Annotated in this window: 15 protein-coding genes and 1 tRNA gene; 10 read left to right on the forward strand and 6 right to left on the reverse strand. The window is 67.7% G+C overall.

The features are described 5' to 3' along the window. Positions 1-24: 24 nt before the first annotated feature. Positions 25-945, forward strand: coding sequence for an NAD(+) diphosphatase (gene nudC, locus AC3ISA_RS08570; RefSeq protein WP_489177549.1), 921 nt, complete (start codon positions 25-27; stop codon positions 943-945). Positions 946-1,376: 431 nt separating this feature from the next. On the opposite strand, the gene AC3ISA_RS08575 is transcribed toward nudC, so the two are convergent. Further along, positions 1,377-2,099, reverse strand: a complete 723-nt coding sequence (locus AC3ISA_RS08575; RefSeq protein WP_489177550.1) for a 3-deoxy-manno-octulosonate cytidylyltransferase — start codon at positions 2,097-2,099, stop codon at positions 1,377-1,379. Positions 2,100-2,241: 142 nt separating this feature from the next. On the opposite strand from AC3ISA_RS08575, the gene AC3ISA_RS08580 reads away from it, so the two are divergent. The 3 genes from AC3ISA_RS08580 to recR all read left to right on the forward strand — a co-directional run bounded on the left by AC3ISA_RS08580 (position 2,242) and on the right by recR (position 4,027). Beyond that, entirely contained in the window at positions 2,242-2,964 is a 723-nt protein-coding gene (locus AC3ISA_RS08580) for a c-type cytochrome (RefSeq protein ID WP_372691360.1), read from the forward strand. A 131-nt stretch (positions 2,965-3,095) separates the two neighbouring features. Further along, a complete protein-coding gene (locus AC3ISA_RS08585) occupies positions 3,096-3,425 on the forward strand; it encodes a YbaB/EbfC family nucleoid-associated protein (protein WP_489177551.1) in 330 nt (109 codons plus the stop codon). Next, a complete protein-coding gene (gene recR / locus AC3ISA_RS08590; protein ID WP_346494499.1) occupies positions 3,425-4,027 on the forward strand; it encodes a recombination mediator RecR in 603 nt (200 codons plus the stop codon). The genes AC3ISA_RS08585 and recR overlap by 1 nt, the downstream gene beginning before the upstream one ends. 6 nt (positions 4,028-4,033) lie before the next feature. Here recR and AC3ISA_RS08595 read toward each other — a convergent pair whose 3' ends face one another. Beyond that, complete coding sequence (locus AC3ISA_RS08595; protein WP_489177552.1) at positions 4,034-4,390, reverse strand: hypothetical protein; 357 nt, start codon at positions 4,388-4,390, stop codon at positions 4,034-4,036. A gap of 113 nt (positions 4,391-4,503) precedes the next feature. Here AC3ISA_RS08595 and AC3ISA_RS08600 point away from each other — a divergent pair, with 113 nt between their 5' ends. The 5 genes from AC3ISA_RS08600 (at position 4,504) to AC3ISA_RS08620 (ending at position 8,125) form a co-directional block, all read left to right on the forward strand. After that, positions 4,504-5,721 (forward strand): DNA recombination protein RmuC, encoded by a 1,218-nt coding sequence (locus tag AC3ISA_RS08600; RefSeq protein ID WP_489177553.1) that lies wholly within the window; start codon positions 4,504-4,506, stop codon positions 5,719-5,721. Between the two features lie 100 nt (positions 5,722-5,821). Continuing rightward, positions 5,822-6,265 carry a hypothetical protein gene (locus AC3ISA_RS08605; protein ID WP_489177554.1) on the forward strand — a complete coding sequence of 148 codons (444 nt, stop codon included), beginning with the start codon at positions 5,822-5,824 and terminating at the stop codon, positions 6,263-6,265. 3 nt (positions 6,266-6,268) lie between these two features. Further along, positions 6,269-6,475, forward strand: a complete 207-nt coding sequence (locus AC3ISA_RS08610; RefSeq protein ID WP_489177555.1) for a helix-turn-helix transcriptional regulator — start codon at positions 6,269-6,271, stop codon at positions 6,473-6,475. Further along, positions 6,472-7,122: a hypothetical protein gene (locus tag AC3ISA_RS08615; protein WP_489177556.1), complete on the forward strand. Its 651-nt coding sequence runs from the start codon at positions 6,472-6,474 to the stop codon at positions 7,120-7,122. Before AC3ISA_RS08610 ends, AC3ISA_RS08615 begins: the two co-directional genes overlap by 4 nt. A 43-nt stretch (positions 7,123-7,165) precedes the next feature. Beyond that, complete coding sequence (locus tag AC3ISA_RS08620; RefSeq protein ID WP_489177557.1) at positions 7,166-8,125, forward strand: TraB/GumN family protein; 960 nt, start codon at positions 7,166-7,168, stop codon at positions 8,123-8,125. A gap of 47 nt (positions 8,126-8,172) precedes the next feature. On the opposite strand, the gene AC3ISA_RS08625 is transcribed toward AC3ISA_RS08620, so the two are convergent. From AC3ISA_RS08625 to AC3ISA_RS08640, 4 genes are all read right to left on the reverse strand, one after another. Then, a tRNA-Gly gene (locus tag AC3ISA_RS08625) sits at positions 8,173-8,246 on the reverse strand. A 57-nt stretch (positions 8,247-8,303) separates the two neighbouring features. Continuing rightward, positions 8,304-9,311, reverse strand: coding sequence for a bile acid:sodium symporter family protein (locus tag AC3ISA_RS08630; RefSeq protein WP_489177558.1), 1,008 nt, complete (start codon positions 9,309-9,311; stop codon positions 8,304-8,306). 46 nt (positions 9,312-9,357) lie between these two features. After that, positions 9,358-11,295, reverse strand: coding sequence for an acetate--CoA ligase (gene acs, locus AC3ISA_RS08635; RefSeq protein WP_489177559.1), 1,938 nt, complete (start codon positions 11,293-11,295; stop codon positions 9,358-9,360). 21 nt (positions 11,296-11,316) lie between these two features. Then, positions 11,317-12,672, reverse strand: a complete 1,356-nt coding sequence (locus tag AC3ISA_RS08640; RefSeq protein WP_489177560.1) for a DcaP family trimeric outer membrane transporter — start codon at positions 12,670-12,672, stop codon at positions 11,317-11,319. Between the two features lie 165 nt (positions 12,673-12,837). On the opposite strand from AC3ISA_RS08640, the gene AC3ISA_RS08645 reads away from it, so the two are divergent. Next, positions 12,838-13,449, forward strand: coding sequence for a response regulator transcription factor (locus AC3ISA_RS08645; RefSeq protein ID WP_489177561.1), 612 nt, complete (start codon positions 12,838-12,840; stop codon positions 13,447-13,449). Positions 13,450-13,621 lie beyond the last annotated feature (172 nt).

The raw sequence follows: 13,621 nt of genomic DNA on the forward strand, positions 1-13,621 counted from the left end.
GGAATCAAGAGCTACAAAACGCGCATGGCCCATCAGAACACCTTCGCCGGCAATCCGCTCGACCGCGCCGGCGACCTGCGCAACGATCCCGAATGGCTGGCCGAGCAGGCGGGCAAGCCCTACGCCCAGGCCATGGTCCTGTGGGAAGGTCGGCCCCTGATCGCAGAGACGGCCGAAGGGCCTCGCCTGACCTGGCTGGCGATGAGCCATGCGCGCACCCTGGTGCACGACCGCGAGGCGTTTCTGGGCCTCTGGAATGACGAACCCGTCTTCGCCATCGAGTTCGAAGGCTCCGTCGATCCGACCGACGGGCCGCTGGCCGGCGTCGGCGCCTTTCATGAGTTGCGGGCGGCGGCGGCCATCCTGCCGGCGGCGGACGCGGCCATGGCGGGCGGGGCCAAGAGCCTGTTCGACTGGCGGCGCAAACACGGGTTCTGCGCCAACTGCGGCACGCTGGGCGAGACCGCCTCGGGCGGATGGAAGCGCCGCTGCCCGGCCTGTGGGACCGAGCATTTTCCGCGCGTCGATCCCGTCACCATCATGCTGCCGGTTTATAAAGGCGGGGCCGAACCCATCTGTCTGTTGGGCCGTCAGGCGGCCTGGCCCGAGGGACGGATGTCGGCCCTGGCCGGTTTCCTGGAGCCCGGCGAATCCATCGAGGAGGCTTGCGCCCGCGAGGTCAAGGAGGAGGCCGGTCTGACCGTGATCGCCACCGCCTATCACTCCAGCCAGCCCTGGCCCTTCCCGTCGCAACTGATGATCGGCCTGATCGCCGAGGTCTCGGACGACCAGGCCCGACCCGACCAGACCGAGCTGGAAGCCGTCGCCTGGCTGACGCGGGCCGAGGCGCGCGCAGTGCTGGCCGGCGAACACCCCACCATCCAGGCCCCGCCCCCCTTCGCCATCGCCCACAGTCTGATCAGGGCGTGGGTCGAGGAGAAATAGACAGATGCTTCTCCCTCCCCGCTCCGGGGAGGGTGGTCGCGCAGCGACCGGGTGGGGGCGGCCCAGCAGGGCCGCGCTTGCCTGATGCAGGACCGATCAGTGGGACGTCGCCTGGCCGCCCCCACCCGACCTCGCTGCGCTCGGCCACCCTCCCCGTAGCGGGGAGGGAGAATGTTAGTCTTCCATCCTATTCTAGAAAGCGAACCCACGCCGTTTCAACGGCTTGCAGCCTCGCATCGACCGTTTGCCATACAGGGTTCCGACCCGGCCTATAATCGCCGCCGGGTCTTTGACATCGCCGCGTAACCGAAGCCGCTAGGGAAAGTTGCACCAGTGCAATTCGGGTGCAACTATTTCTTCAAAGAAAACAGATGTATTTGTCGAAATTGCACTCCGTTGCACTGTTTTTCCCGAGTGCAATTTCGACGCCGTCACGCCAACCGCCGCGCCGCCTCCAGGTCCGCCGGATTGTCCACCGACAGAGGCGCTTCGTCTATGACGGCGGCCCAGATCTGCATCCCCATCTCCAGCGCGCGCAACTGCTCCAGCTTCTCGCGCGTCTCCAGCGGCGATTGCGGCGCGGCGCAGAAGCGGTTCAGCGCCTCGCGGCGATAGCCATAGACGCCGATGTGCCGCCAGATGGGCGCATCCCCATACAGGGTCGAGCGGGTGAAATAGAGGGCGCGGCCCTGGCGCTCGTTTTCGCCTAACGCCAGCACCGCCTTGACCACGTCGGGGTTGGTCCGGTCCGACACATCCGCCTCGGCGGCGACCAGGGTGGCGATGTCGCACGCCGGCTCGCCATGCAGGATGGCGGCGCAGGCGACGGCCAGGCCGGGACTGGCGAAGGGCATGTCGCCCTGCACGTTGATGACCGCGTCGAAATCGCCCTCCGGGTCGATGGCGTCCACGGCCCCGCGGATGCGGTCCGAACCCGAGGGCAGGGCGGGGTCGGTCAGTATGGCCCGTCCGCCCGCCGCCTCGACCGCCTCGACGATCTCGGCGTCTCCGGCGGCGACCACGACCGGCAGGCCCGAGGCCTCGGCCTGGCGATAGGCACGCACGATCATGGGAACGTCGCCGATCAGGGCCAGCGGCTTGTTCGGCAGGCGGGTCGCCGCCATGCGAGCGGGTATCATTATCAACGGATTCATCGACTTCCCTGACGCCTGTCTGGCCCGCCGCGTGCCGGGCCGGTTGCGAAGGCGGCGCTACCGTGCCAGAGACGCCAAAGCAAGATTATGTCCGGGGCGTGTTTTCGAGGGGCCCGGCCGGCAGAGGGAATCGACCAGGCGCATGAGCGGCGATCTTAAGTGGAACAAGATTTTCGGCGCGGCTCTGGGGACGGCCTTCGTCATCCTGGTCGTCAAGGAGGCTTCGGGCCTCGTCTATCAATCCGAACCGCCGGAAAAGATGGGCTATTTCGTCGATGCGCCGGACGAGGCCGCCGGCGCCGAGGCGCCTGAACTGGCGCCCGACTGGGGCACGGTCCTGCCGACCGCCGACCTGGCCGCCGGCGAGGCCGCGTTCGCGCGGTGCCAGGCCTGCCATGATGCGAACCAGGGCGGGGCCGACAAGATCGGTCCGAATCTGTGGAGCGTGGTCGGCGGTCCGGTCATGCACCGTCCGGGCTTCGCCTATTCGGACGCCATGACCAAACACAAGGCCGAGGCGCCGACCTGGGGCTATGACCAGATCAACAGCTTCATCACCGCCCCTGCCAAATATGTGCCCGGCACCAAGATGTCCTTCGCCGGCATCCGGGATGCGCAGACACGCATCAATCTGATCGCCTGGCTGCGCACGCAGGGCTCGGGCGGCTTCGCCATTCCCGCGCCCGATCCGACCCGCCAGCCCGGCGCGGCCGCGCCCGCCGCCGGAGCAGAGGCTCCCGTCACCGAAGGCGCTGCGGCGACCGAGGCGACCGGCACGACCCCGGCGGAGGGCGCGCCTGCTGCAGCCCAGGCCACGCCGGCGGCTCCGCCCGCCGCGACCAGCCCGGCCCCGGCCAACCACTGATCGCGACGGCGACGCCAGGACGACAAAAGGGCGGCCCCGACGGGCCGCCCTTTTTCATTTCCGATGACAGGCATGATGAACGCGGCGCCGACCCCCTGTCGCCGGGAGGATCTTAGCCTTATCTAGGGGGTATGAAAGATCTGACCCAACTGATGCAGCAGGCCCAGGCGATGCAGCAAAAGCTGCAGGAGGCCCAGGCCCGGATGGCCGAAACCGCTTCCGAGGGTTCCTCGGGCGGCGGCCTGGTGTCCGTGTCCCTGCGCGGACCGGGCGAGATCACCGCGATCAAGATCGACGACAGCCTGCTGACGCCCGGAGAGGGCGAAATTCTGGCCGACCTGATCGTCGCCGCCCACGCCGACGCCAAGCGCAAGCTGGACGAACAGAACAACGCCCTGATGCGCGAAGCCGCCGGGCCGATGGCCGGGATGAACATTCCCGGAATGCCGAAACTGTTCTGATGGCCGCCTCTGCCGGGCCGGAGATCGAACGGCTGATCTCCCTTCTCGCCAAACTGCCGGGCCTGGGTCCGCGCTCCGCCCGGCGCGCGGCCTTGGCCCTGCTTAAACGACGCGAGCAACTGCTTGTGCCGCTGGCGGCGTCTCTGGCCGAAACGGCGGAAAAGGTCGTGTCCTGTTCGGTGTGCGGCACGCCCGACACCCGCGACCCCTGCGCCATCTGTTCGGATGGATCGCGCGACAACGGCCTGATCTGCGTGGTCGAGGAGGCCGGCGCCCTGTGGGCGATGGAGCGTTCCGGCGCCTTTAGGGGCAAATACCATGTGCTGGGCGGGCTGCTGTCCGCCCTGGACGGCGTCGGCCCCGAGCATCTGCGCATAACCGAACTGGTCGGACGGGTGCGGGGCGGCGGCGTGCGCGAGGTCGTGCTGGCCCTGCCCGCCACCGTGGACGGCCAGACCACCGCCCACTATGTCGCCGAACGCATCGGCGGCCCCGAGGTCGAGGTCACCTCCCTGGCGCGCGGCGTGCCGGTCGGCGGGGATCTGGACTGGCTGGACGACGGCACTATCGTCCAGGCCCTGAAGGCCCGCCGCCCCGCCTGACGGCGATCAGTTCGACGGCGTCGTCGGGGCGTTGACGTTCGGCGTTTCACCGGCCGGAACAGGTTCGGCTCGGCCGGTCGCATCCGTCGGCGCATCGGCCGCCGGCGGCGTCTGACCGTCACCCTGGAAATCCCGAGTGTCCGCTGCGGTCGGGCCCGTTTCGTCGTTCTGGGCGTTGAAGCCCCCGTTCGAAACCATCCAAATCCCCAGCAGCATGACCGCCGCCGCCAGCGTCGAGACCACCAGCAGCACCAGGATGCGCGGACCCTTGCGTCCGCTGCGCACCAGTTCGGCGTCTACAGGACGGCCTTCGTGGACGGCGTCGGCGGCCTTGTCGTGGCGTTCGGGCTCTTGCGGGATCATCGGCGTCTCTCCTCGGTGGATATCGTCAGCCAAACCAACGTCATCGGAACCGCCGCGTTCCTGACCATGCCCTGGCGCTTCTCAAGCAAGGCGACTCCCGCTAGGAACGGAGCATGAACATGCTAGTGCCCATCCTCGCCGTTCTCGCCGCCGCCTTTGCGGGCGGTTTCCTGTGGGCCTTCATGGGCTGGCAGAGGACGCAAGGCGCGCTGGCGGCCGCCGAGGCGCGCATCGACCTGGTCGAGGAAAGCCGCGTCACCATGGGCGAACTGCTCAAGGCCCAGGCGGCCCAGTCGGCCCAGGTGGTGGCGGATCAGATGGTCAGTCGCGCGACCGAGACCTTCCGCGCTCAGGACCAGCTGGCGCGCGAGCGGATGGCGGCCCAGCTGAAGCCTGTCGCCGACACCCTGACCAGGTTCCAGGAACATGTAGCCGCGCTGGAGAAGACCCGCTCCGAAGAGACCGGGGGCCTGCGCGAACAGTTGACACAGCTGATGGCGGCGTCCTCGGCGACGCGGGACGAGGCGCGCAAACTGACCGAGGCCCTGCGCGGCAACACCGGGCGGCGCGGGCGCTGGGGCGAGCAGACCTGCCGCAATGTGCTTGAGGCCGCCGGCATGGCCGGCCGGTTCGACTTCACCGAACAGACCTCCAGCGCCGACGACGAGGGTCGCCAGAACCGGCCCGACTTCATCGTGCGTCTGCCCGGCGGCGGCATGTTCGTGATCGACGCCAAGGTGCCCCTGGCCTTCGACGAGGGCGACGGCGACGAGGAGGCGCGCGCCCGTTCGGTCGGCCTGCGCACCGCCGCCAGCCTGAAGACCCACGTCCGCCAGCTGTCGTCCAAGGCCTATCAGGACCAGTTCAAGCCCAGCCCGGATTTCGTCGTCCTGTTCGTGCCCGGCGACGCCTTCCTGGTCACGGCCCTGGACCACGAGCCGGACCTGATGACCCAGGCGATGGCGTCGCGCGTCGTCATCGTCACCCCCTCGACCCTGTTCGCCCTGTGCAAGGCTGTCGCCTATGGCTGGCGGGCGGAAGAACAGGCGGCCAACGCCGACAAGGTCGCCGCCCTGGGGCGCGAGCTTTACAAGCGGCTGTCGGTCATGGGCGGCCACGCCTCGGCCGTCGGCCGCGCCCTGGATCAGGCGGTTGGCAAATACAATCAGTTCGTCGGCTCGCTGGAAAGCCAGGTCATGGTCTCGGCCCGCCGCTTTGAAGACCTGCAGGTGGACCACGAGGGCAAGGCCCTGCCGGACCTAACGCCGGTGGAGACTTCGCCGCGCGTTATCGCCCGTCCCGAGTTGATTGCTTCACAGCCGTCGGACTGAACCGCTCCACCGAAATAGGTGGAAAGGGTATTTGACATCGCTGATCGCTGATGTAAAAGACGCTTGTCTAAGCATTCAGCAACCCGGCGAGGCCCTTCAGATGAAAACTTTCAAGCCGCTCGGCGTCGGCGGCCTTGCCGCCATGATCGCCCTGCTGTTCGTGCTGGGGCTGGTCGGCGGCATCGGCTCGGGCTTCCTGTCGGACCAGCCCGGCTTCGGCGGACTGGTCGGATCGGGCCTCTTTCTGGTCGCCGTGATGGCCGCAGCTCTGGCCGTCACGGTCTGGTGGTGGCGTCGCCTCGACGAAGCCGCGCGCGAGGCGCACAAATGGGCCTGGTACTGGGGTGGTAGCGCCGGGATGGCGGTGGGCCTCGCCGCCGTCCTCACCCTGTTGATGCGCAATGTCGATCTCGACGCCTTCTTGCCCGTAGATACGACCTCCATCGACTTGGTCGTCGGGGGAATGCTGAGCATCCTGTTGTTCCAGCTTGCTGGCTATACCCTGGCCTGGGCCTGGTGGTGGCTGGCGCGGATGCGGGGTTGAGCCATGAACAATCGTCTTAAGGTCCTGCGCGCCGAGCGTGACTGGAGCCAGGCCCAGTTGGCCGAACACCTGGGCGTGTCGCGGCAGACCGTGAACGCGCTGGAGACCGGGCGCTACAACCCGTCCCTGCCGCTGGCCTTCAAGATCGCGCGCATCTTCGGCCAGCCCATCGAATCCATCTTTTCGGACGATCAGGAGCCGACGAAATGAAGTCTCCCTCACTCTCCCCCGCCTCGTGGCCCCGCTGGGTCCGAGCCTTTGCCTTCGGCGCCCTGTTCGGGGTGGTCGGATACGGCGTCGGCGGCTGGCTGGCCAAGGTCGCGCCGGGCGGGTTCGGCCTGATGGACAAGGCCATACGCTGGTCGGACATGCTGGCCATGCTGGTCGGCGCCGCCCTGGTCCTTGGCGCACTGTTGGCCCTCTTTGTCAGCCTGGACGCCAAACGGCTGGGCCGGATGTACAATCTGGAAGGCGCCGCCTCGCCCGAGGAAACCGCCCTGGCCCGGTTCCAGGCGGCGGTCCTTGGCTTCTCCGGCGTCATCCTGACCTTGCCGATCGGGTTCAGCCTGACGGGCGTCAGCCCCGGGCTCGGCCTCGGCGCCATCGGCCTGCTGGTGGTGCTGCACACGGTGATGAACGTGCGCGTCTATCGCCAGGCTGACGAACTGCTGCGTCGCGCCGTGATGGAGGCCGCCGCCGTCACCTTCTTCGCCGGTCAACTGGTCCTTTTCATGTGGGCCGCCGCCGAGCGTCTGGGCGCCGCCCCGGCGATCACTGCCTGGGACATCTACGCCGTGCTGATGACGCTCTATCTGGGCGTCTCCATCTGGATCAGCGCCCGTCGCGGCCTGGCCTGACCTCCTTCCCTTTTCCCGCCTTTCCAAAAACTGGAGTGACCTCATGACCCTCGCTGCCCGCCTCCGATCCTCCGTTTCCACCCTCGCGCGCGGCGCTGTCGGCGTCGCCGGCGGCCTGGCCCTGTTCGTCGCCATCGCCGGCGTCCCGGACGACGCCCTGGCCCAGACGACCGCGCCCGCCGCCGCGCCCATCCAGGGCGAAGGCCCCGCCTTGTGGGTGATCAAGGATGCGGATTCGACCCTGTATCTGTTCGGCTCGGTCCACGTGCTGCGCCCCACGACCGGCTGGGCCAGCCCCCGTGTCGAGGCCGCCTTCGACAGCGCCTCGGACATCTGGTTCGAGATCAGCAATCCCGACGATCAGGCCGCCGTCATGCCGCTGATCCAGCAGCACGGTCTGTCGCCTCAAACGCCTCTGTCCAGCCGCCTGACGCCGCAGGAGAACGTCGAACTGGAGGCCGCCGCCCAGGCCATGGGCGCCTCCGCCGCCCAGCTTCAGCCGATGAAGCCGTGGCTGGCGGCGCTCAGCCTGTCGGTCGCCCCGCTGGTCAAGGCCGGCTATGATCCCAAGTCCGGCGTCGAACTGGTGCTGAAGGCGCGCGCCGAGGCGGCGGGTAAGCCGATCCACGCCTTCGAGACCATCGACAAGCAGATCGGCATCCTGGCCAACCTGCCCGACGACGTGCAGATGGCCTTCCTGCGCGAGACGCTGAAGGATTACGAGAACGCCGTCACCATGCTGGACACCATGGTCGAGGCCTGGGCCAAGGGCGACGTCGCCACCCTGGACCGCGTCATGGTCGAAGAGATGAAGGCGGCCTCGCCGGCCCTTTATCAGGCCCTGCTGGTCGACCGGAACACCGACTGGGCCAATCAGATCCAGACGATGCTCGAAGGCTCGGGCGCCGCCTTCATCGCCGTGGGCGCCGGACACCTGACCGGCGAAGACAGCGTCCAGGCCATCCTGCAAAAGCGCGGCGTGACGGTCGAAGCAGCGAACTGAGAACGGGAAGGAGGCGCGGCGGCATCGTCGCGCCTTCACCAACAGGCTGGAGCGGGCAGCGGGAATCGAACCCGCACGAGCAGCATGGGAAGCTGCCAGGCTACCACTACATCATGCCCGCGATGGCCTGAGGGCGGTCTATCTCAAGGGGCGCCATGTCTCAAGGCAAGACTGGGTCTCAAGGCTCGGCGGCGCTCAAGGCGCGCGCTTCATTCTCTCGCGCATAGCGCTGGGCGATGATGGTGCAGGCGAACAGCTGGATCTGGTGGAACAGCATGATCGGCAGGACGATCAGCGGGACCGCGTGACCGGCGAACAGGATGCCGGCCATGGGGATGCCCGTGGCCATGCTCTTCTTGGAACCGCAGAACAGGATGACGATCCGGTCGGGCTTGTCGAACTTGAGCAGCCGCCCCGCCATCAGGGTCAGGCCCAGGACAATGGCCAGCAGCACGATGTTCAGGCCGATGACCTTGACCAGATCCGTCGGCGCGACCTGGGACCAGACGCCAGCGACGACGCCCTCGCTGAAGGCGGCGTAGACGATCAGCAGGATGGACCCCCGGTCCACCAGGCCCGTCAGCCTGGCGTGACGACCCAGCCAGTCCTTCAGCAGCGGGCGGCACAGCTGGCCCACGGCGAACGGGACTAGGATCTGCAGGCCGATGTCGAGGATGGATTGCAGATGGATGCCGCCGCCAGCCCCGGTTTCTGGCCCCCCGATCATCAGGGCGACCAGCAGCGGCGTCACGATCACGCCCAAGAGGTTCGACAGACTGGCGCTGGTCAGGGCGCCCGCGACATTGCCGCCGGCGATGGAGGTGAAGGCGATGGACGACTGCACCGTGGACGGCAGCAGGCACAGATACAGCATCCCCGTCAGCAGATCGGGTTGAAGCGATCCCCGCATCAGGAGGACCAGACCCAGCCCCAGCACAGGAAACAGCAGGAAGGTCGACAGGAAGACCGTGCCCTGAAGCCGCCAGTGCGTCAGGCCCGCGCCGATGGCCGCCGGCGACATCCGCGCGCCATACAGGAAGAACAGAAGGGCGATGGCGGCCTTGACCACCCAATCCATCACCACGGCGGCCTGTCCGCTGGCGGGCAGGATCGCCGCCAGGATCACCATGCCGATCAGGGCCAGAAGATAGCCGTCGATCGGCAGGCGGGACAGAAAACGGCGCATGGCGCACAGATACGCCTTCGCCGCCCCGCATCAACCCTGCGAAGCGTCAGCCCCCGGCGCGATTCTTGACCAGGTCGTCCACCACCGACGGATCGGCCAGGGTCGAGGTGTCGCCCAGCGACCCGATCTCGTTCTCGGCGATCTTGCGCAGGATGCGGCGCATGATCTTGCCCGAGCGGGTCTTGGGCAGGCCCGGCGCCCACTGGATCACGTCGGGCGCGGCGATGGGGCCGATCTCGTGGCGGACGTGGGCGACCAGGGCCTTGCGCAGGTCCTCGGTCGCCTCGACGCCGGTGTTCAGGGTGACATAGGCATAGATGCCCTGGCCCTTGATGTCGTGCGGATAGCCGACGACCGCCGCCTCGGCGACGACGTCGTGCAGCACCAGGGCGCTCTCGACCTCGGCCGTGCCCATCCGGTGACCCGAGACGTTGATGACGTCGTCCACCCGGCCGGTGATCCAGTAATAGCCGTCCTCGTCGCGACGGCAGCCGTCGCCGGTGAAATAGCGGCCCGGATAGGTCGAGAAATAGGTGTCGAAGAAGCGCTGGTCGTCGCCATAGACGGTGCGCATCTGGCCCGGCCAGCTGTCGGTGATGCACAGATTGCCGGACGCCGCGCCCTCCAGCGGCTGACCCTCGGCGCCCACGATCTCAAGCTCGACGCCGGGCAGGGGCAGGGTCGCCGATCCGGGTTTCAAGTCGGTGGCGCCGGGCAGGGGGGTGATCAGATGGCCGCCCGTTTCGGTCTGCCACCAGGTGTCCACGATGGGGCAGCGGCCGTCGCCGACCACCTCGTGATACCAGCGCCAGGCCTCGGGATTGATCGGCTCACCCACCGTGCCGAGCAGGCGCAGCGAGGCGCGCGACGACGCCTTCACCGGCGCGTCACCTTCGCGCATCAGCGCGCGCAGGGCCGTGGGGGCGGTGTAGAAGATCTCGACCTTGTGCTTGTCCACCACCTGCCAGAAGCGGCCGGCGTCGGGATAGTTGGGCACCCCCTCGAACATCAGGGTCGTCGCCGCATTCGCGAGCGGGCCATAGACCATATAGGAGTGGCCCGTGACCCAACCCACGTCGGCGGTGCACCAGAAGACCTCGCCGGGGCGATAGTCGAAGACGATCTCGTGCGTCCAGGCGGCCCAGAACAGATAGCCGCCCGTGGTGTGCAGCACGCCCTTTGGCTTTCCGGTCGAGCCGGAGGTGTAGAGGATGAAAAGCGGATCCTCGGCGTTCATCGGCTCGGGCGGGCAGTCGGCGCCGGCCTTGGCGGCTTCCAGCCCATAGTCGAAGTCGCGGCCCTCGATCATCGGCACGTCGCGGCCGGTGCGACGCACGACCAGAACGGTATCGACCTTCACCTTCGTCAGGGCCTCGTCCACATTGGCCTTCAGCGGCACATGCTTGCCGCCGCGCAGACCCTCGTCGGCGGTGATGACCAGGTTGGAGCCGCAATCCTCGATCCGGCCGCACAGGCTGTCGGGCGAGAAGCCGCCGAACACCACCGAGTGGACGGCGCCGATGCGCGCGCAGGCCAGCATGGCGTAGGCGGCCTCGGGGATCATGGGCAGATACAGGGTGATCCGGTCGCCCTTCTTGGCCCCGTGCGCCTTCAACACATTGGCCATGCGACACACCTCGGCGTGCAGTTCGCCGAAGGTGATGTGGCGGCTGTCGGCGGGATCGTCGCCTTCCCAGATGATCGCCGTCTCGTCCTTGCGGTGGGGCAGGTGGCGGTCGATGCAGTTGGCCGAGACGTTCAGAACCCCGTCCTCGAACCAGCGGATGCGGAAGTCTTCTTTCTTGAAGGAGACGTCCTTGATCTTGGTCGGGGCCGTGATCCAGTCGAGGCGTTTGGCCTGTTCGGCCCAGAAGACGTCGGGCGTCTCGCGCGCCGCAATCCGCGCCGCCTCATAGGCCTCCCGGTTCATATGGGCCTTGTCGGCCCAGTCGGCAGGGACGGGATAGAGGTCGGGATCAGGCACGCGAGACGTCTCCGTGGAAAATCAGAATCCGTATTTGGCGAACAGGATCAGACGGGTCATGTCGCCGCTGGCGCCGGTCTCGATCTCGCGGTCCGCGAACATCAGCTCGGCCCCGACATCAAACGCCGTAACCGGCGACCAGATCAAATTCGCATGCACGCTTTGCGCCGAACGGTTGACCGTCAGGCCGGTGAAGCTGGTGTCGTTATCCACCTTTTGCGCCGACCAGATCAGGCTGGAACGCCAGCCGGGCGCCCAGACGTGGCGGTAGGCGGCGAAGCCCGCGACCACGCCGATCGCGTCCAGCTCGCCAGAGGCGTCCAGCACGGCGTCGTTGGAGAAGTTCAGACCGACATAGCGGCCGATGCCCTCGCCGCCGGTCAGCATCAGGCGGATGTCGTCCTTGGACCCGACCTTGATCTTGGTCGAGGCCGACACACCCCAGCCGGTCGCGGTGGTGTCGATGTTGGTCGCCGGGTTCTGGTATTTCAACTGGCGCAGCAGGCCGGCGAACTGGAAGTCGCCCCACGGCCGGGACATCGCATAGCGGGCGGTGAAGTCCGGCAGGCTGTTGTCGTCGGCGATGATGCGTGCGCCGCCGCCGAACGGGGTCACGGTCGTCTCGGGGTTCTCCACCGAGACCGATAAGGGACCGCGCGTATAGCGGACCTGGACCTGGCGGGCGAAGACGGTGCCCTCCGCCGCGCCGATGAAGTCGGCGGATTCGGGCAGGACGGCGGTGTTCTGGAAGTTGGTCCATTCCTGGCCGATCAGCCAGTTGTCGATGGTGATGAAGGCGCGCCGCAGGGCGGGGTTCGCCGGGCTGGTGGTGCGCTGATCCGCGACGCCGGGCAGGGTCTGGAAGTCCATCTCCAGCCGGGTGCCGATCTTGTGACCGCCGATCAGGCCGTCGGTCGTCAGCCAGAACCGGGTCTGGCGGGCGTTGAAGTCGGTCGCCGTATCCTCGTCGGCGCCGCCGATGGGGATGGACCCCGGAATGTGGAATTCACGAAGCGCGTCGCCGTTGACCGGGTCGCCGCCGGAGTAGTTCGAGGCGTAGGCGTCGACCTTGATGAAGCCGCCGTATTTGACCGTCTGGTTGCCGATGCGGAAGCCGTCGCTGGGCGCGGCCGGGGCGGCGGCCTGCTGCACCGGCGCGGGCGTGGCCGGGCGGGTCTCCAGGCGGATGATGTCCTGTTGTTGCGCCGCCTGCTGGGTGCGCGAGGCGACGACCTCGGACTTCAGGGCGTTCAGCTCGCTTTCAAGCTGGGCGATGCGGGCCTCCAGCGCCGACTGGCTGCTCTGGGCCAGGGCGGCGCCCGGCGTGACGAGAAGCGCGGCTGCGGCGGCGCCGGCCATAAGGCTGGTCTTGATCATGGTGAAAATTCCTCCCTCGCCCGTCTAACGCGTGCGTCCCTGACAAAACCTTTCCGCCTTCATAGGTGTGACACCATTGGCCATTGGTCTAATTTCGACCAAAGTCGAACCGCGCCATGATGGCGACGACGCGGCCGATCAGACGCTGCGCACGGAAGGACGCCCATGGATCGCATCGTCGTCGCCGACGACCATCCCCTGTTCCGCGCCGCCCTGCGCTCGGCCGTCGACAAGGCGGCGCCGGGGGCGGAAGTGGTGGAATGCGCCAGCTTGGCCGAGGCCAAGGCGGCGATGGTCGCCGGGCCGGTCGATCTGCTGCTGCTGGACCTGAAGCTGTCGGACAGCGAGGGCATGGCCGGGCTCGCCGCCGTGCGGGCCGAACAGCCAACCGTGCCGGTCGCCGTGGTGTCGGCCAGCGAGGACGCGCCCGTGGTGCGCCACGCCCTTGGCCTGGGCGCCGCCGGCTTCATTCCCAAATCCTCGTCCCTGCCACAGATGGTCGAGGCCATCGCCGCCATCCTGGCCGGCGACAGCTGGGCGCCCGATGTGCCCGAGGCGGACGACGACGACCCGGCCGGCCGCGTCGCCAGCCTGACGCCGTCGCAACTGCGGATCCTGGAAGGGCTGAAGGCCGGGCGGTTGAACAAGCAGATCGCCTTTGATCTCGGCGTGTCCGAAGCCACCATCAAGGCGCACCTGACCAGCGTGTTCCGCAAGCTGGGCGTCCACAACCGGACCCAGGCGGTGATCCTGGCCAAGTCGCTGGACCCCGCTTAAGGCAATCGGCGCCTGAGTTGATGCGTTCCTGGAAGGCGTTCATCACAACGAACACGACGAGGTCACAGCGAACACGACGGGACCGAACGCGAGTCGGCTTCTAATTCTCATGTTCAGGTCGTCGATCAATCTGCGGCTTCGCCGCCGCAGGCCATCAAAACTTTCCGAACCG

The sequence above is a fragment of the Brevundimonas sp. KH_058 genome, assembly GCF_057838505.1.